The sequence below is a fragment of the Streptomyces griseochromogenes genome (genome assembly GCF_001542625.1).
GTDB lineage: Bacteria > Actinomycetota > Actinomycetes > Streptomycetales > Streptomycetaceae > Streptomyces > Streptomyces griseochromogenes.
On record NZ_CP016279.1, the window covers coordinates 7,933,522 to 7,953,214 of the forward strand.

Annotated in this window: 17 protein-coding genes; 3 read left to right on the forward strand and 14 right to left on the reverse strand. The window is 72.1% G+C overall.

Annotation, left to right across the window (positions count from 1 at the left end; all coding sequences use genetic code 11):
- Positions 1 to 14: 14 nt before the first annotated feature.
- The 9 genes from AVL59_RS34280 to AVL59_RS34320 form a co-directional block, all read right to left on the reverse strand.
- Positions 15 to 833: a TrmH family RNA methyltransferase gene (locus AVL59_RS34280; protein WP_067312535.1), complete on the reverse strand. Its 819-nt coding sequence runs from the start codon at positions 831 to 833 to the stop codon at positions 15 to 17.
- 74 nt (positions 834 to 907) lie between these two features.
- Complete coding sequence (cobA, locus tag AVL59_RS34285; protein WP_067312537.1) at positions 908 to 2,140, reverse strand: uroporphyrinogen-III C-methyltransferase; 1,233 nt, start codon at positions 2,138 to 2,140, stop codon at positions 908 to 910.
- 234 nt (positions 2,141 to 2,374) lie between these two features.
- A complete protein-coding gene (cobT, locus tag AVL59_RS34290) occupies positions 2,375 to 6,883 on the reverse strand; it encodes a nicotinate-nucleotide--dimethylbenzimidazole phosphoribosyltransferase (RefSeq protein ID WP_067312539.1) in 4,509 nt (1,502 codons plus the stop codon).
- 394 nt (positions 6,884 to 7,277) lie between these two features.
- A complete protein-coding gene (gene cbiE / locus AVL59_RS34295) occupies positions 7,278 to 8,522 on the reverse strand; it encodes a precorrin-6y C5,15-methyltransferase (decarboxylating) subunit CbiE (protein ID WP_067312541.1) in 1,245 nt (414 codons plus the stop codon).
- 136 nt (positions 8,523 to 8,658) lie between these two features.
- Positions 8,659 to 9,297: a GNAT family N-acetyltransferase gene (locus tag AVL59_RS34300; RefSeq protein WP_067312543.1), complete on the reverse strand. Its 639-nt coding sequence runs from the start codon at positions 9,295 to 9,297 to the stop codon at positions 8,659 to 8,661.
- A gap of 142 nt (positions 9,298 to 9,439) precedes the next feature.
- Positions 9,440 to 10,270, reverse strand: coding sequence for a MetQ/NlpA family ABC transporter substrate-binding protein (locus AVL59_RS34305; RefSeq protein WP_067312545.1), 831 nt, complete (start codon positions 10,268 to 10,270; stop codon positions 9,440 to 9,442).
- Positions 10,271 to 10,329: 59 nt separating this feature from the next.
- A complete protein-coding gene (locus tag AVL59_RS34310; RefSeq protein ID WP_067312547.1) occupies positions 10,330 to 11,058 on the reverse strand; it encodes a methionine ABC transporter permease in 729 nt (242 codons plus the stop codon).
- On the reverse strand, positions 11,055 to 12,089 hold the full coding sequence (locus tag AVL59_RS34315) for a methionine ABC transporter ATP-binding protein (protein ID WP_067312549.1): 1,035 nt from the start codon (positions 12,087 to 12,089) through the stop codon (positions 11,055 to 11,057). The genes AVL59_RS34310 and AVL59_RS34315 overlap by 4 nt, the downstream gene beginning before the upstream one ends.
- Before the next feature lie 390 nt (positions 12,090 to 12,479).
- Positions 12,480 to 13,130 carry an HAD family hydrolase gene (locus AVL59_RS34320; RefSeq protein ID WP_067312550.1) on the reverse strand — a complete coding sequence of 217 codons (651 nt, stop codon included), beginning with the start codon at positions 13,128 to 13,130 and terminating at the stop codon, positions 12,480 to 12,482.
- A gap of 69 nt (positions 13,131 to 13,199) precedes the next feature.
- Between AVL59_RS34320 and AVL59_RS34325 the strand changes: the two genes are divergently transcribed.
- Together AVL59_RS34325 and AVL59_RS34330 are read left to right on the forward strand one after the other, a co-directional pair.
- Positions 13,200 to 13,559 carry a hypothetical protein gene (locus AVL59_RS34325; RefSeq protein ID WP_067312552.1) on the forward strand — a complete coding sequence of 120 codons (360 nt, stop codon included), beginning with the start codon at positions 13,200 to 13,202 and terminating at the stop codon, positions 13,557 to 13,559.
- Position 13,560: 1 nt separating this feature from the next.
- On the forward strand, positions 13,561 to 13,980 hold the full coding sequence (locus AVL59_RS34330; protein ID WP_067312554.1) for a hypothetical protein: 420 nt from the start codon (positions 13,561 to 13,563) through the stop codon (positions 13,978 to 13,980).
- A 95-nt stretch (positions 13,981 to 14,075) separates the two neighbouring features.
- On the opposite strand, the gene AVL59_RS34335 is transcribed toward AVL59_RS34330, so the two are convergent.
- The 3 genes from AVL59_RS34335 to AVL59_RS34345 all read right to left on the reverse strand — a co-directional run bounded on the left by AVL59_RS34335 (position 14,076) and on the right by AVL59_RS34345 (position 16,401).
- The gene (locus AVL59_RS34335) at positions 14,076 to 14,573 is read right to left on the reverse strand and encodes a GNAT family N-acetyltransferase (RefSeq protein WP_067312556.1); all 498 of its coding nucleotides are present in this window, start codon (positions 14,571 to 14,573) and stop codon (positions 14,076 to 14,078) included.
- 45 nt (positions 14,574 to 14,618) lie between these two features.
- Positions 14,619 to 15,125, reverse strand: coding sequence for an RNA polymerase sigma factor (locus AVL59_RS34340; RefSeq protein ID WP_067312558.1), 507 nt, complete (start codon positions 15,123 to 15,125; stop codon positions 14,619 to 14,621).
- Between the two features lie 100 nt (positions 15,126 to 15,225).
- Positions 15,226 to 16,401 carry a glycerophosphodiester phosphodiesterase gene (locus AVL59_RS34345; protein WP_067312560.1) on the reverse strand — a complete coding sequence of 392 codons (1,176 nt, stop codon included), beginning with the start codon at positions 16,399 to 16,401 and terminating at the stop codon, positions 15,226 to 15,228.
- A 367-nt stretch (positions 16,402 to 16,768) separates the two neighbouring features.
- On the opposite strand from AVL59_RS34345, the gene AVL59_RS34350 reads away from it, so the two are divergent.
- On the forward strand, positions 16,769 to 17,440 hold the full coding sequence (locus AVL59_RS34350) for a lysophospholipid acyltransferase family protein (protein ID WP_067312562.1): 672 nt from the start codon (positions 16,769 to 16,771) through the stop codon (positions 17,438 to 17,440).
- A 107-nt stretch (positions 17,441 to 17,547) separates the two neighbouring features.
- On the opposite strand, the gene AVL59_RS34355 is transcribed toward AVL59_RS34350, so the two are convergent.
- Complete coding sequence (locus tag AVL59_RS34355; RefSeq protein WP_067312564.1) at positions 17,548 to 19,071, reverse strand: MFS transporter; 1,524 nt, start codon at positions 19,069 to 19,071, stop codon at positions 17,548 to 17,550.
- Positions 19,068 to 19,634: a TetR/AcrR family transcriptional regulator gene (locus AVL59_RS34360; RefSeq protein WP_208870489.1), complete on the reverse strand. Its 567-nt coding sequence runs from the start codon at positions 19,632 to 19,634 to the stop codon at positions 19,068 to 19,070. The genes AVL59_RS34355 and AVL59_RS34360 overlap by 4 nt, the downstream gene beginning before the upstream one ends.
- Positions 19,635 to 19,693: the final 59 nt, after the last annotated feature.

Below are 19,693 nucleotides of genomic sequence, written 5' to 3' on the forward strand. Positions count from 1 at the left end.
CTCCCGGGCCCGGCTCAGGACTGCGGCCGGCCCGAGGCCACCGCGTAGAACGCCACCGCGGCCGCCGCGCCCACGTTCAGGGAGTCGACGCCGTGGGCCATCGGGATGCGGACCCATTCGTCGGCGGCGACCAGGGCCTGGGTGGACAGGCCGTCGCCCTCGGCGCCGAGCATCAGCGCCACCCGGTCCATCCGGTGCGGAGCGGCTTCGTCGAGGGTCCTGGCCTTCTCGTCCGGGGTGAGCGCGAGCAGCGTGAAGCCGGCCTCGCGAACCGACTCCAGCCCCTTGGGCCAGGTCTCCAGACGGGCGTACGGCACGGAGAACACCGCGCCCATGGAGACCTTGACGCTGCGCCGGTACAGCGGGTCGGCGCAGTCGGGCGACAGCAGCACCGCGTCCATGCCGAGGGCGGCCGCGGAACGGAAGATCGCGCCGATGTTGGTGTGGTCGTTGACCGACTCCATGACCACCACCCGGCGGGCCGAGCGCAGCAGTTCCGCCGCCGTCGGCAGCGGCTTGCGCTGCATGGAGGCGAGGGCGCCGCGGTGCACGTGGTAGCCGGTGACCTGCTCGGCGAGTTCCGGGCTCACGGCGTACACGGGGGCCGGGAGTTCGTCGATGACGTCGCGCATGACGTCGATCCACTTGGCCGAGAGCAGCATGGAGCGCATCTCGTAGCCGGCTTCCTTGGCCCTTCTGATGACCTTCTCGCCCTCGGCGATGAACAGGCCTTCGGCCGGCTCGCGCTTGCGGCGCAGTTCGACGTCGGTCAGGCCCGTGTAGTCGCGAAGGCGCGGGTCGTCGGGATCCTCAACGGTGATGAGATCGGCCACAGGGTGATACTGCCTTGTCCTGGGTGTGGTGCCAACGGCTGGGAACGGGTTCTGTTACCCCGGGTTACGCGTGATCAAGCCGCCGGTCGCGGGCCCACGCTCACGACCTCGCCGATGACGATGACCGCGGGAGGCCGCACGTCCTCGGCGCGTACGGTCTCGGCGACCGTGGCGAGGGTCGCGTCCACCCGGCGCTGCGCGGCGGTCGTGCCCTCCTGGACGAGGGCGACAGGGGTCTCGGGCGACCTGCCGTGCGCGACGAGCGTCTCGGCGATCTTCCCGATCTTGTCCACGCCCATGAGGATCACGAGCGTGCCGGTGAGTCTGGCCAGCGACGGCCAGTCGACCAGGGACCGCTCGTCGTCCGGGGCGACATGGCCGCTGACCACGGTGAACTCATGGGCGACACCCCGGTGGGTGACGGGGATACCGGCCGCGCCGGGCACCGAGATCGAGCTGGAGATGCCGGGGACGACCGTGCAGGCGATGCCGGCCTCGGCGAGCGCCTGGACCTCCTCCATGCCCCGGCCGAAGACGAACGGGTCACCGCCCTTGAGCCGGACGACCGACTTGCCCTGCCTGGCGTGCTCGATGAGCGCGTTGTTGATGGCCTCCTGAGCCATGTAGCGGCCGTACGGGATCTTCGCGGCGTCGATGACCTCGACGTGCGGCGGGAGTTCGGCGAGCAGGTCGCGCGGGCCGAGCCGGTCCGCGATGACGACGTCCGCCTCGGCGAGGAGGCGGCGGCCGCGGACGGTGATGAGATCCGGGTCGCCGGGGCCGCCGCCGACCAGGGCCACGCCGGGCGTGCGGGTGCGGTGGTGCGGGGCGACCAGGGTGCCGTCGCGCAGGCCCTCGACCACGGCGTCGCGAACGGCGGCGGTGTGGCGCGGGTCGCGGCCCTTGGCGTCCGTGGTGAGGACGGCGATCGTGACGCCCTCGCTGTGGCCGGTCGCCGGGGTCCAGGCCGTCGCCCGGTCCGCGTCGTCGGAGCGGACGCACCAGACGCGGTGGCGCTCCGCTTCGGCGGAGGCGGCGGTGTTGGCGTCGGGGTCGCTGGTGGCGATCAGGGCGTACCAGGCGTCTGCGAGGTCGCCTTCCGCGTAGGGCCGCCTCTCCCAGGTGATCTCGCCTGCCTCGGCCATGGCCTCGACCGAGGGGGTCGCCTGCGGGGACACGAGGGTGACGTCCGCACCGGCTGCGATCAGTGCCGGGAGGCGGCGCTGGGCCACCGTGCCGCCGCCGAGGACGACCACACGGCGGCCGGTGAGGCGGAGGCCTACGGGGTAGGCGGGGTGTTCGGCCATGAGGGGCGGCTCCTCTTACGGCTGTGCTGTGGCCCTGACGTGCGGATTTTACGTTGGCAGCGGGAAGGACGGCTCAGGTGTCCGATGGCTGGGCACCATCGCCGACCGGGCGGCCGCGGGTGGTTGTGCCCACTCGTTCCGCCTGGGGGTATCTCCCAGGCCCTTCAGGCTCTGGGGGAGGAACGACTGCCCACAACCACCGGCGGGACGACGGGAACCCGGAACCGCCCTCCCCTACTTCTCGGTCACGCCCGCCGAATCGAACGTCGCCACCTCGTGCATCGCCCGGGCCGTGCTCTGGACCAGCGGCAGGGCCAGCAACGCGCCCGTGCCCTCGCCGAGGCGGAGGTCGAGGTCGACCAGGGGGCGCAGACCCAGCTTGTTGAGGGCGGCGACGTGGCCGGGCTCGGCGCTGCGGTGGCCGGCGATGCAGGCCGCGAGGACCTCGGGCGCGATCGCGCGGGCGACGAGGGCCGCCGCGCCGGCGCTGACGCCGTCCAGGATCACCGGCGTACGCAGCGAGGCGCCGCCGAGGAGCAGGCCGACCAGGGCCGCGTGCTCGAAGCCGCCGATGGCCGCGAGGACGCCGACGGGGTCGGCCGGGTCCGGCTGGTGGAGTTCCAGGACACGGCGGACGACCTCGGTCTTGCGGGCCAGGGTCTCGTCGTTGATGCCGGTGCCCCGGCCGGTGACCTCGGCCGGGTCGGCGCCGGTGAAGACGGCGATGAGCGCGGCGGACGCCGTCGTGTTGGCGATGCCCATCTCGCCCGTCAGCAGCGCCTTGTTGCCTGCCGCCACCAGGTCGCGGGAGGTCTCGATGCCCACCTCGATGGCCGCCTTGGCCTCCTCGCGGGTCATCGCGGGGCCGGTGGTCATGTCGGAGGTGCCGCCGCGGATCTTGCGGGGCAGCAGACCGGGCGTGGCCGGCAGGTCGGCGGCGACGCCGACGTCCACGACGCACACCTCGGCGCCGACCTGGCTCGCGAAGGCGTTGCAGACCGCTCCCCCGCCCAGGAAGTTGGCCACCATCTGGGCGGTGACCTCCTGCGGCCAGGGGGTGACGCCCTGGGCGTGCACCCCGTGGTCGCCGGCGAAGATCGCGACGGCCGCGGGCTCGGGGATGGGCGGCGGGCACTGCCGGGACAGACCGGACAGCTGTGCGGAGATGATCTCCAGCATGCCCAGCGCGCCGGCCGGCTTGGTCATGCGCTTCTGGCGCTCCCAGGCCTCGCCGAGGGCCTTGGCGTCGAGCGGGCGGATCTGTGCGACGGTCTCGGCAAGCAGGTCGTGGGGTTCCTCTCCGGGCAGGGCGCGGCGGCCGTACGTCTCCTCGTGCACCACCCAGGACAGCGGGCGGCGCTTGGACCAGCCGGCCTGCATCAGCTCGGGCTCGTCCGGGAACTCGTCGACGTACCCGACGCACAGGTAGGCGATGACCTCCAGGTGCTCGGGCAGGCCGAGGGCGCGCACCATCTCGCGCTCGTCGAAGAAGCTGACCCAGCCGACGCCGAGGCCCTCGGCACGGGCGGCGAGCCAGAGGTTCTCCACGGCGAGCGCCGCGGAGTACGGCGCCATCTGGGGCTGGGTGTGCCGGCCGAGCGTGTGGCGGCCGCCGCGGGTCGGGTCGGCGGTGACGACGATGTTGACCGGGGTGTCGAGGATGGCCTCGATCTTCAGTTCCTTGAACTGCTTCGCCCGGCCCTTGGGCAGCGACTTGGCGTATGCCTCGCGCTGACGCTGTGCCAGTTCGTGCATGGCGCTTCGGGTTTCGGCGGACCGGATGACGACGAAGTCCCAGGGCTGCGAGTGGCCCACGGACGGGGCCGTGTGGGCCGCTTCCAGGACACGCAGCAGCACCTCGTGCGGGATCGGGTCGCCGCGGAAGCCGTTGCGGATGTCGCGGCGCTCGCGCATCACCTTCAGGATGGCCTCGCGCTCGGCGTCGTCGTAGGCGGGCGCGGCCGGTCCGCTGGGCTGTCGTACCTCTTCCACTGCGGCCGTGCTCTCTTCCTGTTCGGCGGCCCTGGTCTCCAGGTCCTCCGCGTGCTGTACGACATCGGGGACGTGCTCGTCGTCCGGCGCGGCCGGTACGGCCGCGGGCTCGGCCTCGCGGGGCGCGGGGACGGTGACCACGGGCTCCTGCCGCTCCTGGGCGGGCAGCACGAGCGGCTGGGGCGGGGTCGGGGCCAGGTGCGGAGTGGTCGGCACCGAGCCCTCGACCGGCACGAACTGTCCGAGCGGCTGCTCGGGCTGCGGTTCCCCCGGGACGGCGGAGGGCTGGGAGTCCGCGGCGCCGGGCACCGGCTGCCCGGGGTCGCCCTGCTGTACGGCGGGCTCCCCCTGACCGGGCTGAAGCTGCGGGCCGGCCGGGGCGGCGGGCGCGGGGGGCTGGATCGGGGTGGCGCCGGGGGCGCCCTCGCCCTGGGCCGTCTGCTGAACGTGCGACGGCTCCGGCGGCCGCTGAGCGGCGGCCACGGCCTCACCCTCGTTCGGGACGGGTCCGGCCAGCTGCGGTCCCTGCGCCTGGAGGGGGACCGGCTCGGGCACCTCGGTGGCGGCGGGCGTACCGGCGGCGGGCGTCGCGGTGCCGTCCGCGGCGGGCGGAGCCTGTACGGCGTCCTGCTCCGGGGAGACGACGGTCACGGCGTGCGGCTCGTCCGCGCCGGGAGCGACGGCGACGGGCTCGGCCTGCGCCTCCTCCACCCCGGGGGCGGCGGCGACTGCTTCGGTCTGTGGCCCGTCCGCCGCGGGGACGGCCGCGACGGACTCGGGGACCTGCGCGGGATCGGCGGCAGGGGGTGCCTGACCGGAGTCGGCGGCAGGCTCGATCGTGGGTACCTGCGCGGGATCGGCGGCGGCGGTGCCGGGTCCGGCGGGCGCGGCCTGGGCCGCCACGGCGCCGGAGACCTGCGGGTCCGCCTGCGCCGGAACGACTCCCGCGGGTTCGGTCACAGGCTGAGCGGCAGCGGGATCCGCAGCCTCGCGAACGGCGGGATCGGCCGCCTGCAGAACGGCGGGATCGGCAGCCTGGGGAACAGCCTGCGCGGCGACCTCATCGGTGCCGGCGACGACGCCCTGAACGGCGCCCGCATCGGCGACCGCATCGGCGACCGCGTCGGCGGCGTGGGCCACGACCTGGGCAACGCCCGCGTCGACGCCCTCCGTCCGGCCGTGGGCGGTGACCGCGTCGGCCTCCGCCGCCATACCCTGAGCCTGGACGGCGTCCGCTGCCTGAGGCATCGCCTCGACCGGAACGGCACCCACAACCTGAGGCACGCCCTCGACCTGAACCGCAGCCACATCCTGAGGCACAGGTCCGGCCGCGACCGCGGCCTGTGGCACGCCCTCGGCCTGAAGGACACCCGAAGCCTGCGGCACAGCCCCGGGGGCAACGGAGTCCGCTGCCTGAGGCACAGCCCCAGCCGCAACCGCGTCCACTGTCTGAGGCAGAACCCCAGCCGCAACCGCGTCCGCATCCTGCGGCACGGCATCGACCGGCACGGCGCCGGTCGGCGCGTCCGTGCCCTCGGCGCCCTGTGTCTGCGTGGCGTCGGCGGGCTCGGCGCCTTCGACCGGCTGCGGCTGCACGTTCTCGCTCGGCGCGACGGGCTCGGCCACCCGGACCGCGTCCGGGGCCTGTACGACCGGCGCCGCCTGTACCGGTACGGCCTCCTCCTGCGCCTGCTGGACCGGGACAGGAGTCACCTGGGCACCGGCCGGAGTCTCCGCGCCGCCCACGGCCTCGGCACCCGGGTCGGCAGCTGCGGCCTGCGGGGCCGGTACGACGCCGTCCGCCTGCTGTCCGGCCTCGGGCGCCGTCGGCGTCCCGGTCACGGGCGCGGCCCCGCCGTCGGCGGCGGTCACGGCCTCGGCCGGCTCCTGCGCGACCGGCGCGGGCGGCGCGACCGGCGCCTCCTGCCCGGCCTCCGGCGGAACGTGGACGCCCTCGGGGGCCTGCCCCGCCGGGGCGGTGTACACACCGTCGTGGCCGTGCTGCACCGGCTGTGTGCCGTCATGGCCGTGGACGACCTCGGCCCGGGCCGGCTCCTGGACGCCCTCGCCCGGCGCCTGCGCCACCGCCTGTACCGCCAGAGGGGGCGCGGCGGCCTGGGCGGCGACGGCCGCGTCGGCGAAGGGAGTGACGGCCGGACTAACCGTTTCCGCAGCCTGGGCCCCTGCACCGACCTGGGCCACGGCCGCGGGTGCGGCGCCCCAGGGAGCCGCGCTCTGCGGGGCCATGTCGCGCAGCGGCTGGGCGTCGAGGTACTCGGGCCCGGTCGTGGGCGGCCCCGGCTGCCGTACCGGCGCGCCCGCGGGACCGCGGTCGGCGAGGGAGCGGACCGGGCTGGCGGAGGTGTCGGGGATCGGCGGCCCGAGGTGCAGCGGCCGACGCGGCTGGGCGGCCACCGCCGGATCGTGCGGGGCCGAGAGAATGGGAGACGGAGGCACGGACGGCGGCGCCGGATTCGGCAGCCGGACACCGTTGAGGTCGACGGAACCGCTGTCCCGGCCGCCCGTCTCGTGCGCGCCCGGCTCGTGGATGGCCTCGACGACCGGTTCCGGGGCCGGCGGCTGCACTTCGTTGCCCCACGCGCCCTGGGCACCCGGCAGCAGCAGCTCTTCGTCCTCGGCGGGTGCTTCGGAGAGGTAGGTGTACGCGCCGTGCGCGGGGGCGCCCGGCTGTTCCACCATGCCTACGCTCTCCGGCTGCCCCTCGGCCGGGACCTGGCCGGTGTCGGTCATGCGTACCCCTCGCCCATCGGTTAGTGCTCCTACGACCTGCATCACCCGGGACGGCGCACCGACCGCCCCGTAGTGAAGAACGAGCGTGCGTGCCCAGCGGCACGAACGACCCGCCCCAAAAAGGCGACAAAGCCATTCGGTGGCATTGTCCCGGCCGTTCCGCCATCGCGACAGCATGATCCGCGACAGCCCGCTGTGGACTGCGCCACGTTGCGCGTCCTCGGGTTCCGCCGTACCACACCCACCCCAAAACGGGCGCGTTTTCCGGACATTGGCGAACGAAGTTCCGGGCCACCGGTGCGGTACAACGATCGGCCAGCCTACCGCGCGCGGTACGACAACAGGATCACGGGGCGCCATCCGGCAGGCCCTCCCGTCGCCCGGCCACCACCCCTCAACGAGGCGCTTCGCGCCGCAGCAATTCCCCCGTGAGCAGGAACGCAACGTTCCGCTCGGTCTCCCTCCAGGCCCTGGTGTCGAGTTCCACGGACTGCAGCAGGGCGCACTCGACCCGGTATCCGTGTTCGCTCAGACCGCGGCCGACGAGTTCGGCCTCGTCGCGGGTCGCGGCGTGGGTGACGATGCGCTGCGGGCGCCGGTCGGCGACCGCGGAGACCACCGGCGCTCCCCCGCCGCCGACCCGTACGACGTCCGGTTCGGGCAGGTTCTCCAGGACATGCGGGGCGGTGCCCTCCACGATCTGGAGCTGGACGCCGTAGCGGCGTGCGGCCGATTCGGTGCGTGCGCAGGCGCCGGGATCGCGGTCCACGGCGATGACGGCCGCTCCGGCGCGCGCGGCCTCGGTGGCGAACGCTCCGCTGCCCGAGCCGATGTCCCAGACGAGGTCGCCGATCCGGGGTCCGAGGCGGGCGAGTTGGGCGGCCCGCAGCAGCCCCGTCTCCCCTTCGCCGAGGCCGCCGCCGTATCCCGCGTGCTGGGCGTAGTCGGCGTCGGGCTGCACCCAGCCGCGGGGGCCGGCGCCCGGGTCGCGCCCGGCGATCCAGCCGCCGCCCTCGGCCCCGGCACCCGGTCCGGCGGGTCCGCCGATGACGATGACGACGTTCGGGTCGCGCCAGGTGTGGTCGGCGGCCTTGTCGGAGGTGACGACGGTGACCTGCTCGCGGTCGGTGCCCAGTTCCTCGCAGATGACGAAGGTCCGGTGGACCCCGTCCAGGAGCAGCCCGAGTTCGGCGGGCCCGGCGCCGGGTGAGGTGAGGACGGCGACCTTGGTGTGGGCTCGGCACACGTTCACGGCCCGGCGCAGGGTGCGCGGGTGGGCGACGACGACCTGGGCGTCGTCCCAGGGCATACCGGCGCGGGCGAAGGCGCCGGCGACGGAGGAGACGGCGGGGACGACCTCGACCTCCAGGCCGAACTCGGGTGCGCGCAGGGTCCGTACGACACCGAAGAAGCCGGGGTCGCCGTCGGCGAGCACGACCGCGGTGCCGCGGTGGGCGGCGATCCGGCGGGCGGCGAGCGCGAGGCTGCCGAGCCGGATGCGTTCGGCGGCGGGCGGGACCTCGGGCAGCGCCAAGTGGTGGGCCGCGCCCGCCACGAGCGTGGCGGCGCCGAGGGCGGCGCGTGCCGCGTCGGTCGGCGGCGAGCCGTCCCAGCCGATCACCGTGACCCGGTCGGCCATCGTCGTCAGTCTCCAGGTTTTCGCAGGTCGTCAGGGGTGCGGGTGCCTTGGGCGGGCTCCGTGAGCGTACCTGGTGAAGGTAGCGGGCGCGCGGTGGGGCGGGTCCGCGGAAGGTGCCGGGGGCGCCTCGCGGACGTCAGTTCCAGCTGGAGTACGACCCGAAACCGCTGCTGTCGGCGAACTGCTCGTCGGCGCCCTCCAGGTCCTCCGGGAGCAGGCTCCACACGATGTAGTCGGTCCGCACGTCGGCCCAGGTGCCGTTCTCGGTGCGGTGGCGGACTATGCAGGCGTTGCGCAGCACTCCCTCGCTGATGCAGCCGATCTTCTGGGCGACCTGCTGGGAGGCGGTGTTGTCGGCGGCGGTACGGATCTCGACGCGCTCGAACTTCTGGTCGCCGAAGACCCAATGCGCGGTGGCGAGCGCGGCCTCGGAGGCGTAGCCCTCGCCGCGCGCCCAGGGGGCGATGATGTACGACAGCTCGGTGGACCGGATGTGCCAGTTGGTCTTGGCCAGCTGGACGACGCCGACCAGGCGTTGGGTGAGGAACTCGGTGACGGCGAGGTCCAGGCTCCGGCCGGCGGCGCGCTCGGTGGGCGCGTACTCGGTGATCCAGTGCCGGGCGGCGTCCTCGGTGAACGGCTGGGGGACCGAGGTCCAGGCGGCGACCTGCTCGTCGTTCATCATCTCGGCCAGGGCGGGCACGTCGTCCTCGTCGAGGGGACGCAGCACCAACCGCTCCGTGCTGATGGAGATGGTGGGGAAGGTGCTAGTCATGCGCCGCTCCGTAACCTTCGGAAAACCTTCAGGGCCTGCTGAACTGCCCAGCATGCAGCATGAAACCACTGAACGGCACAACAGGGCCCACCCCCCGTGAGGGAGTGGACCCCGTGCGTGGCGATACGCGGTATACGCCCCGTCAGAAAGAGGGGATGACCGAGCCCTGGTACTTGTCCTCGATGAACTTCTTGACCTCGGGCGAGGTGAGGAGCTTCGCGAGCTTCTTGACCCGCGGGTCCTTCTCGTTGCCCTTCTTCACGGCGAGGAAGTTGCCGTACGGGTTGTCCTTCGCGGACTCCAGGACGAGGGCGTCCTTCGCGGGCTTGAGGCCCGCGGAGATCGCGTAGTTGCCGTTGACGACGGCCGCGTCCACGTCGTCCAGGGAGCGCGGGGTCTGGGCCGCCTCGACCTCCTTGAACTTGAGGTTCTTGGGGTTCTTCGCGATGTCCTGCGGGGTCGCCTCGTTGCCCGCGCCGGACTTGAGGGTGATGAGCCCGTTCGCGGCGAGCAGCTTGAGGGCGCGGGCCTCGTTGACGGCGTCGTTCGGGACGGCGACGGTCGCACCGCTCTTCAGCGCGTCGGCCTTCTTGACCTTGTGGGAGTAGAGGCCGAGCGGCTCCAGGTGCACCGTGACGACGGGCACGATGTGGGTGCCGCGCTTCTTGTTGAAGTCGTCCAGGTACGGCTGGTTCTGGAAGTAGTTGGCACCGACCGAGCCGTCCTCGGTCGCCGTGTTCGGCGTGATGTAGTCGGTGAACTCCTTGACCTCCAGGTCGAGGCCCGCCTTCTTCGCCAGGTTCTTCTTGACGAAGTTCAGGATCTCGGCGTGCGGGGTCGGGCTCGCGGCGACGACCAGCGGGCCGCTGTAGTCGTGGGAGCCGGAGGAGTTGCCGGAGCCGCAGGCGGTGAGCCCGAAGGTGAGGGCTCCGGCGGCGAGGACGGCGGTGGTGAGCTTGGCGGTGTTACGCACGAAAAGTGCCTTTCCTTAAAGGTGGTGCGACCCCGGATTACGGGGAGTCCTGGTGGCGCTCAGGCGGCCTTGCCGAGGTCGGTTTCCTCGGTCTTCAGCAGGCGCAGCTTCGGAGCGGGGCCGGAGCGGGCGCCGCGCTTGTGCAGGGAGCGGGCCGCGTAGTCGCCGGCGAACTGGATGAGGGAGATGACGACGGCGAGGACCGCGACGGTGATCCACATCAGCTGGGTCTCGAACCGCTGGTAGCCGTAGCGGACGGCGAGGTCGCCGAGGCCGCCGCCGCCGACCGTGCCGGCCATGGCGGAGTAGCCGATGAGGGCGATGATCGTGGTGGTGGTGCTGGCGATCAGCGAGGGCAGCGCCTCGGGGACGAGGACCTTGCGGACGATGGTCCAGGTGTTGCCGCCCATGGCCTGCACGGCCTCGACGAGACCGTTGTCCACTTCGCGGACGGCCGTCTCGACCAGGCGGGCGAAGAACGGGATGCCGCCGATGGCGAGCGGCACGATCGCGGCGGTGGTGCCGATCGTCGTGCCGGTGACCCAGCGGGTGAAGCTCATCAGTGCGACCATCAGGATGATGAACGGCATCGACCGGCCGATGTTCACGATCTGGCCGATCACCTTGTTGGCGACGACGTTCTGCAGCAGGCCGCCCCGGTCGGTGAGGACGAGGAGGATGCCGAGCGGAAGGCCGACGGCGACGGCTATCAGGGTGGACCACAGCACCATCGAGAGCGTCTCGGAACACGCCTGCGACAGCAGCGGCTGCATCTCGGACCAGGTCACTTGGCACCTTCCTTCACCAGCGGAGCCGCCTGGCCCACCACGTCGATCTGCAGGCCCTGTTCGCGCAGGAAGCCGATCGGCACCACGTTGTCCTCGTAGCGGCCGGGCAGTTCGATGCGCATGCGGCCGATCTGGAGACCGCCGACGGTGTCGATGGCGGCGCCGAGGATCGAGATGTCGATGTTGTAGGTGCGGGAGAGCTGGGAGATGACCGGCTGGGTGGCGGCCTCGCCGTGGAAGGTGACGTCGAGGACGGTCCGGTCGTCGCCCGTGCGCTCGCCGCTCACCGGGAACAGCGCGGCGGCGAGCTCCGAGCCCGGGGTGGCCAGCAGTTCGCTGACCGTGCCGGACTCCACGATCCGGCCCTGCTCCATGAGGGCGGCGGAGTCGCAGACCGACTTCACCACGTCCATCTCGTGCGTGATGAGCAGGACGGTCAGGCCCAGCTGCCGGTTCAGGTCGCGCAGCAGCTGGAGGATGGAGCGGGTGGTCTCCGGGTCGAGGGCGCTGGTGGCCTCGTCGGAGAGCAGCACCTTGGGGTCGCCGGCGAGGGCACGGGCGATGCCGACGCGCTGCTTCTGGCCGCCGGAGAGCTGGGCGGGGTAGGCCCCCGCCTTGTCGGCGAGGCCGACCAGGTCGAGCAGTTCGAGCGCCTTGCGGGAGCGCTCCTTGCCGGACTTGCCGAGGATTTCGAGCGGCAGCTCGACGTTGTCCCGCACGGTCCGTGAGGAGAGCAGGTTGAAGTGCTGGAAGACCATGCCGATCCGGCTGCGCGCCTGCCGGAGTTCCCGGCCGGCGCGCGGGCCGCGCCCGGCGAGTGCGGTGAGGTCCTGTCCGGCGACGCTGACCGTCCCGGAGGTCGGACGCTCCAGCAGATTGACGCAGCGGATGAGCGAGGACTTGCCGGCGCCGGACTGGCCGATGACGCCGTAGACCTCGCCTTCGCGGACGTGGAGATCGACGCCGTCGAGGGCGGCGACCTCGCGGCCGCGGGAGCGGTAGACCTTGGTGAGGCCCGATGTGGTGATCACTGGGGTTTCCGTCACTGTCGAGTGCGCGGGCGTGGGTGTGCCCGGGCACGGGTGCATGCGTTGCATTCGTTCAGGGACGCGGCACGGTTCTCGCTGGGGCGGCGAACCGGGGAGAACGTCGTGTGCGCGGGGCGGCCGTCGGTCACAGAGGCCGGGGATCCGGCGTCGGACAGGCCACGGCTCTCGCTTCGGGGCGCGAGGCTCAGGTGGTGCTGGGGCCCTCTAGAAGGCGCACATTCGGCGCGGACACAGACAACGAGCACCGGGCGTCATGGTCGCCTCGGTCGTCGCAAGGGTGCGGCTGCTCGTCGTGGTCATGCGATCAGTAAAGCAGACCCATGGTGCTGACCGGCCGCCGCTGTCCGCATGCTGGACAGCGGCGGACAGTTCTCAGCCGCGAACGGAGATCTCCACTCCCGCGTCGGTGACCAGTGCGGACAAGCCCGACAGGTCGTCGACCACCAGGTCGGCGTCGAGCTCCTCGGCCCGGTGGGTTGTGGCCAACGCCACGGTGGTCATACCGGCCGCTCGGCCCGCCCGGAGTCCGGCCGGGGCGTCCTCGAAGACGACGCAGCGGGCCGGGTCCACACCGAGCTGCCGGGCGGCGAGCAGATAGGGCTCGGGGTCGGGCTTGCCGCGGGTGATGTCGTCGGCGGTGATCAGGGTCTTGGGCAGGATGCCGACGGCGTCGAGGCGGGCCTCGGCGAGCCGGCGGGTGGCTGAGGTGACGACGGCCCAGCGGTCGGCCGGCAGCGCGTCGAGGAACTCCCGTGTCCCGGGCAGAAGCCGCACGCCCCCGTCGGGTACGTCCTCCACCTCCAGCTGTTCGACCCGCGCGACCGCCTCGGGCACGAGGCGGGCGGGCAGCAGATCGGCGACTATCTCGGCCGCGGGCCGGCCGTGCAGTGCCACACGCCGGAACTCCTCGGCGGTGATGCCGTACTCCCGCGCCCAGCGCGTCCAGCAGCGCTCGACGGAGTCGAGGGAGGAGACGAGGGTGCCGTCGTTGTCGAACAGGAGGGCGTGCGCGTGGATCGTCATGGTCTAGACCCTACGGCGTACGGCGGGGTCGGCGGCGTCGGGCCATTTCGGCCGTAATAAGGTCACCGCATGCTCAATGCCCTGACGCTGGTGACCGGGGTCGCCGCGCTGCTGCTCGCCGCCTGGTGCGGCTGGGCCGCCTACCGGGACCAGCCGACCAAGGACTGGCACTTCATCGGCATGGCCGTGGTGTCGCTGCTGGCCGTGATCCAGCTGGTGGTCGGGATCGTGCAGCTGGCGCGGGGCGAGAAGCCGGAGCAGGGCACGACGATCTTCGTGGCGTATCTGCTGGGCGCGTTCGCGTGCGTGCCGACGGCGGGCTTCATGTCACTGGCCGAGCGCACGCGCTGGGGTTCGGTGACGGTGGCGGCCGGCGGTGTGGTGCTGGCCGTGCTGGAGGTGCGGCTCTATGACATCTGGGGAGGCTGAGATGACGGCGGTGGAGGAGAAGCCGACCCGGTTGATCAGCGGGCCGGGGATGCTGCTCGTCTGGTTCTACGGCGTGATGGTGGTGGGCGCGGTGTCGCGTTCCGCGTACCAGATCGCCACGGACTTCCAGCGGGCGCCGCTGGCCTATGCGCTGTCGGCCGTGGCCGGTGTGGTGTACGGGTTCATCACGTACACGTTGATCCGGGGCGGGGAGACCGCCCGCAGGGCGGCACGAGTCTGCTGCGCGGCCGAACTGGTGGGAGTGCTGGTCGTCGGCACGTGGACCCTCGTGGAACCCTCGGCGTTCCCCGACGCAACCGTGTGGTCGGACTACGGCATGGGCTACATCTTCATTCCGGTTCTGCTGCCGCTTTCCGCGATGTACTGGTTGCGGAAGACGGCCACCGGGCGGGTCGCCTGAGGCACGCCCGCGGGCGCGGGGGTGGCGTGGTTGCTCGCGCCCACACGGCGAAGCCGCATACGGGCGCTGCCCCGCGCCCCTTCAGGGCGCTTCCCTCACGCCGTTTGAACGAACGCCCCCGCCTGCTTCTCCAGGACGATCATCTCCACGCCGTCGGCGCCCTTGGACCTGCCCACCGTCTGGTAGCCGACGCGGCGGTACAGGCGGAGGTTGCCCTCGCTGCGGTGGCCGGTGAAGAGGCGGAACTTGGTGGCTCCCCGCTCCTCGGCCAACGCCGCTTCGGCCGCGCGCAGCAGCCGCGCGCCGATGCCGTGGCCCTGCAGGCGCGGGTGGACGCAGAGCCTGCCGATGGCGGCCGCTCCGTCCTCGGTCACCTTGCCGCGCACCGAGCCGACCACCTCCTCCCCGAGGCGGGCCACGAAGACACAGTCCGAACCGACCTCCTCGCGCACCGAGTCGAGGGTTTGGACGAGCGGGTCGATGCGGTAATTGCCGTACAGCGCCGCCTCGCTCTGGAAGCACAGGTACTGGAGCTTGAAGATCTGCTCCGCGTCCTGCTCGGTCGCCACCGAGATGGTCACGCTCATGCCCATGTGCGCATGCCTCCCGCTCACCTGATCGCCTGTTGTTCCCCACTCCTATCCCCGCGCTTCGCGAGCCGCAACCTCCGGTGTGAGCAAACGCCGCAGACATCCAAGACATCTGGAACGTTCCGGTCCGAGACTGCCCTGTGAGATACCCAACTCCCCCGCGATCTCCCGGTATGTCAGGTCTTTCGGAGAGAGCAGCGCCTCCATGAGGCGGGGGCATCGGCCGGGCAGGCGCCGGACCGCCTCGCGCAGGGCGCGATGGCGAGCGGCGGTGAGGGCGAGCTGCTCGGGGCCGGGGCGGATGACATCGGCCGGCTCGGTGCCGTAGGGGCGTTCCAGGCGAGCGGTGCGGCGGCTGCGGCGGGCCTCCGCGCGGACGGCCTTGCGCAGCCAGCCCTGCGGATCCGGCGGCGGCCCCTCGGACGCCATCCGCTCCAGGAGGCGGAGCCAGACGGCCTGTTCCAGGTCGCCCGGCTCCCCTCCGGAGGCATATGCCTCGGCGGAGGCCTCGGCGGTGAGCAGCGGGTGCAGGTCGGCCACCAGGTCGTACGTCATATGCGGAACGACGCGCCGCCCCGGCGGCGGGTTTCCGGGGCGGCGTCGAGTCAGCCCGAACGGGGTGCCGTACGGCCCCGCCGTTGACGGGCGGGCGGGCTCAGCCGGCCAGGAAGTCGGCGCGGGCGAGCACGCCGGTGTCGGCGTTGTCGGTGAAGACGCCGTCGATGCCGGTCGCGAAGTACGTCTTGAAGGCGCCGAAGACGTCGCCGTAGGCGTCCGCCGCGGTGCCCTTGCGGTACTCGGCCGGGAGGAAGGGGTTCTCGTTGCGCATGGTGTAGGGGTGCAGGATCAGGCCCACCTTGTGCGCGTCGGCGACGAGCGTGGTCGGCTCGGCCAGGGTGCCGTCGGCGTTCTTCGGTATGACGAGGTCCAGCGTCGGGCCGATGCCGTTCGCGTAGCCGGCCATCTCCCTGAGGCCCTTCGGCGTGATCAGGTCGGCGACCGTGCGCGGGTCGCCCGCCTCGACGAAGTCGTAGGGGCGGCTGTCCGCCGTGGAGAGCAGGACCACCAGCGGGTTGTCGATCAGCTGGTTCAGCTTCTGGATGCTGCTCGGCTCGAAGGACTGCAGGATGACCGGCGAGTTCCGCTCGTCCTTGCCGTACTTGCGCAGCAGCTTGGCCACCCGCTCCTCCAGGCCGAGGCCCAGCTTGCGGAAGTAGGTGGGGTGCTTGGTCTCGGGGTAGATCCAGACCTGCCGGCCGCGCTTGCGGGTCTGCTCGTCCTGCCACTTGAGGACCTCTTCGAACGTGGGGATCTCCCAGCGCCCGTTGTAGAGGGTGTTGTGCGGCCGGTTGGCCGGGATGCGCTCGACGGCGCGCAGCGTCTTCAGCTCGGCGAGGGTGAAGTCCTCGGTGAACCAGCCGGTGGTGGGGACGCCGTCCAGGACCTTGGTGGTCTTGCGGCCGGCGAACTCGGGGTGCGAGGCGACGTCCGTGGTGCCGCCGATCTCCGGCTCGTGGCGGCAGACGAGGTGGCCGTCCCTGGTGGGCACCAGGTCGCCCGCCTCGACGACGTCGGCGCCGAGGTCGAGGGCCAGGTTGTACGAGCCGAAGGTGTGCTCGGGACGGTAGCCGCTGGAGCCCCGGTGGCCGATGATCGTCGGCTTGGGCAGGCTCTTCAGCCCGCGCCCGCCGTGCGCGGCGGTGCGGGGCTCGGCGGCTCTGGCGGCGCCGGGCAGTCCGAGGACCGCTCCGCCCGCGCCGAGGACCGCGGCGCCGAGGAGCGCCCGCCGTCCCGTTCCCTGCGTCTGCCCGTTCACCTGGTCGCTTTCCATCAGCGCTCTCCTGCCGTCTGCCCTTTCGATGCGCGTCGATCTTAGAGGGGTGCACATGACGGAGGAGAGACCCTGGCTCGAACACGCGGGTGACGCCGTATGGCTGATGCGGGGCGGGAGGTGACGATCCGTCGGCATGGGAGGGAGCGGGGCGGGCAGCCGGACCACGAGGGCCCCGCGCGATGTCCGTCACACCGCCGCCGGCCGTCACGGACCGGCTCCGGCACGTCACCGCAGGTAAAGCAATGTCAACAGTGTGTAAGACCTCGGTGAACCGGCCGCACCCGATGTGCGCACGCACCGGAGCCGCGAGTAATGTCCTCACCTGCACATACACATATCGCTTCCCTCGACATCGGAGGACCCGTTGTCCCGCTTCGCGCTCATCAAGGCAGTGCTCGGACCGATCATGCGCCTGATGTTCCGCCCACAGGTGGAGGGCGTGGAGCACATCCCCGGGGAGGGACCGGTCATCCTGGCCGGCAATCACCTGACCTTCATCGACTCGATGATCCTGCCCCTGGTCTGCGACCGTCAGGTCTTCTTCATCGGCAAGGACGAGTACGTCACCGGCAAGAGCCTCAAGGGCCGGCTCATGGCCTGGTTCTTCACGGGCGTCGGCATGATCCCGGTGGACCGCGACGGCGGTCGCGGCGGTGTGGCCGCGCTGATGACCGGCCGCCGCATCCTCGAAGAAGGCAAGATCTTCGGCATCTACCCGGAGGGCACCCGGTCTCCCGACGGCCGCCTCTACCGCGGCCGCACCGGTATCGCGCGCCTCACGCTGATGACGGGCGCGCCCGTGGTCCCCTTCGCGATGATCGGCACGGACAAGCTCCAGCCGGGCGGGGCGGGGATCCCCCGTCCCGGCCGCGTGACCGTTCGGTTCGGCGAGGCCATGGAGTTCTCGCGGTACGAGGGCATGGACCGGGATCGGTATGTGCTGCGGGCTGTGACCGATTCCGTGATGGCCGAGGTGATGCGGCTGTCCGGACAGGAGTACGTGGACATGTACGCGACGAAGGCCAAGGCTGCCTAGTGCCGCCGGCGGTTCGGCGGGTTTCCGGGTGCGGGTGCGTGAGGGCTGATCGCGCCCACGCGGCGGAGCCGCATATCGATACGCCCCGCACCCCTGGGTGACTCACCTCACCCGGCGCTCTCCAGTTTCTGGCCCTTCAGCAGGAACCAGGCCACCAGCGCCGTTGTCAGCAGGACCGCCGCTCCCGCGCCGGAGGCCAGTTGCAGGCCGTGGACGAAGGAGCCCCGGGCCGCGTCGAGCAGGGCCTGAGCCGTGTGCGGGGGCAAACTCGCCGACGCCTCCACCGCCGCCCCCAGTGACTCATGGGCCCCTGCCGGGGTTCCGGCCGGGCCGGGGAAGTCGCGGTAGACACCCGTCACGATCGACCCCAGCAGGGCGATGCCGAGGGCCGCGCCGAGTTCGTACGCCGTCTCCGAGACGGCCGATGCCGCGCCCGCCTCGTCCTTGGGCACGCTGGAGAGGATCACGTCGGCCGTCACCGTGAAGGAGAGGCCGGCGCCGATGCCGACGACCAGCAGCGCGGCGCCCAGGACCGGGTAACCCGTCGAGCGGCCCACGGTCGTGAGGACGGCGAGTGCGATGCCCACGGCCGCCAGACCGCCCGAGACCACGGCACGTACCGAGAAACGGCGGGCCGCGCGGCCCGCGACCAGACCGGCCGCCACCGCGCCGACGGCGGCGGGCAGTTCGGCCAGGCCCGCCTCGAACGGGCGCCTGCCCTGGACGAGTTGCAGGTACTGGGAGAGGAAGAACACCAGGCCGGACATGCCCAGCACGGTCAGCAGGTCGGCGAGGACCGCCCCGCTGAAGCCACGGCGCCTGAACAGGCGCATGTCCAGCAGCGGGGCCGGCATGGTGAGCTGGCGGCGCACGAAGCCGTAGAGGGCCGTCGCGCCCAGCAGGGCCGTGGCGAGCGTGGGCCAGGTGAAGCCGTGGGTGGCGGCCTCCTTGACCGCGTACACGAGGGCGATCATGCCGATGAGGGACAGGACGACGCTGATCAGGTCCCAGGGGCCGGGGTTCGGGTTGCGGGACTCGGGCAGCGTGCGGATGCCGACGAGAACCAGGACCGCCATCACCGGCAGGTTGATGAGGAAGACCGAGCCCCACCAGAAGTGTTCGAGCAGGAAGCCGCCCGTGATCGGGCCGACGGCCGTACCGGCGGAGGCCGTGGCGCCCCAGATGCCGACCGCGAGGCTGCGCTCGCGCGGGTCGTGGAAGATGTTGCGGATCAGGGCGAGGGTGGCGGGCATCAGGGTGGCGCCCGCGACACCGAGCAGCGCCCGCGCCAGGATCATCAGTTCGGGCGTCGTCGCGTAGGCGTTCAGAACGGATATCGCGCCGAACGCCGTGGCGCCGCCGAGGAGGATCCGCTTGCGGCCGATGCGGTCGCCGAGGCTGCCCATGGAGACCAGCAGACCGGCGATGACGAAGGAGTAGACGTCACCGATCCAGAGCAGCTGGGTGCCGGAGGGGTCGAGGTCTTCGCTGATGTAGGGGGTTGCCAGGCCGAGGACGGTGGCGTCGACGGCCACCAGCAGCACGGCCAGGACGAGGACGGAGAGCGCGAGCCAGCGGCCCGGGCGCTTCTCCACCTCCGCCGCACGAGCCGGCTGCAGGGTGCTGGTCATGATTCCTCTCTCCGTGGTGCGTCTGTGCGCCGTGCGCCGCCGAGCAGCAGCTCGACGATCATGTAGGTGAAGTCCTTCGAGGCCACCCGGCCCTCCGCCACCGCCCAGGCGCCGGAGGCCAGCAGGCCGTACAGCGCCTCGGTGAGCCAGGCCGGGGTGAGGTCGATGCGGAACTCGCCGCTCTCCTGGCCGCGCCGGAACAGAGCCGTCAGGCGTTCGTCGATGCGAGCCCAGCCCTGGTTCTGCTGCTCGCCCTCGAACAGCTGGTTCTCGGTGTAGAGGAAGGCGAGCAGGGCGGCCGAGGGTTCGATCGCCCGGACCAGGCGGCGTACGGCCTCGCCCGCCGGGCCCTCGTCCAGGCGGGCCGTGTCCAGAGCCGCCTCGCACTCCGCGATGCCGAGCGCCTCCAGCGCCCGTACGAGCGCGTCACGTCCGGCGAAGTGGCGGTGCAGCGTGGCCCGGCTGATCCCGGCGGCCCTGGCGACCTCGTCCATGGTCGCCGTGGACTTGCGGGTCAGCAGGGCGGCTGCGCTGCGCAGCACGTGGTCACGATCCAAGGCCATGAGACAAGGATAGCCCATGTGAGACATCTCTGTCTCATCATGGGCACGAGTGACTCATC

Excerpts from the sequence above, each read along its gene's own strand:
- AVL59_RS34345 (WP_067312560.1), bottom strand. The coding sequence starts at position 16,401 with ATGGAAAGCGACCAGGTGAACGGGCAGACGCAGGGAACGGGACGGCGG.
- AVL59_RS34340 (WP_067312558.1), bottom strand. The coding sequence starts at position 15,125 with ATGACGTACGACCTGGTGGCCGACCTGCACCCGCTGCTCACCGCCGAG.
- AVL59_RS34300 (WP_067312543.1), bottom strand. The coding sequence starts at position 9,297 with ATGACTAGCACCTTCCCCACCATCTCCATCAGCACGGAGCGGTTGGTG.
- AVL59_RS34330 (WP_067312554.1), top strand. The coding sequence starts at position 13,561 with ATGACGGCGGTGGAGGAGAAGCCGACCCGGTTGATCAGCGGGCCGGGG.
- AVL59_RS34320 (WP_067312550.1), bottom strand. The coding sequence starts at position 13,130 with ATGACGATCCACGCGCACGCCCTCCTGTTCGACAACGACGGCACCCTC.
- AVL59_RS34325 (WP_067312552.1), top strand. The coding sequence starts at position 13,200 with ATGCTCAATGCCCTGACGCTGGTGACCGGGGTCGCCGCGCTGCTGCTC.
- AVL59_RS34355 (WP_067312564.1), bottom strand. The coding sequence starts at position 19,071 with ATGACCAGCACCCTGCAGCCGGCTCGTGCGGCGGAGGTGGAGAAGCGC.
- cobT (WP_067312539.1), bottom strand. The coding sequence starts at position 6,883 with ATGACCGACACCGGCCAGGTCCCGGCCGAGGGGCAGCCGGAGAGCGTA.
- cobA (WP_067312537.1), bottom strand. The coding sequence starts at position 2,140 with ATGGCCGAACACCCCGCCTACCCCGTAGGCCTCCGCCTCACCGGCCGC.
- cbiE (WP_067312541.1), bottom strand. The coding sequence starts at position 8,522 with ATGGCCGACCGGGTCACGGTGATCGGCTGGGACGGCTCGCCGCCGACC.
- AVL59_RS34335 (WP_067312556.1), bottom strand. The coding sequence starts at position 14,573 with ATGGGCATGAGCGTGACCATCTCGGTGGCGACCGAGCAGGACGCGGAG.
- AVL59_RS34360 (WP_208870489.1), bottom strand. The coding sequence starts at position 19,634 with ATGGCCTTGGATCGTGACCACGTGCTGCGCAGCGCAGCCGCCCTGCTG.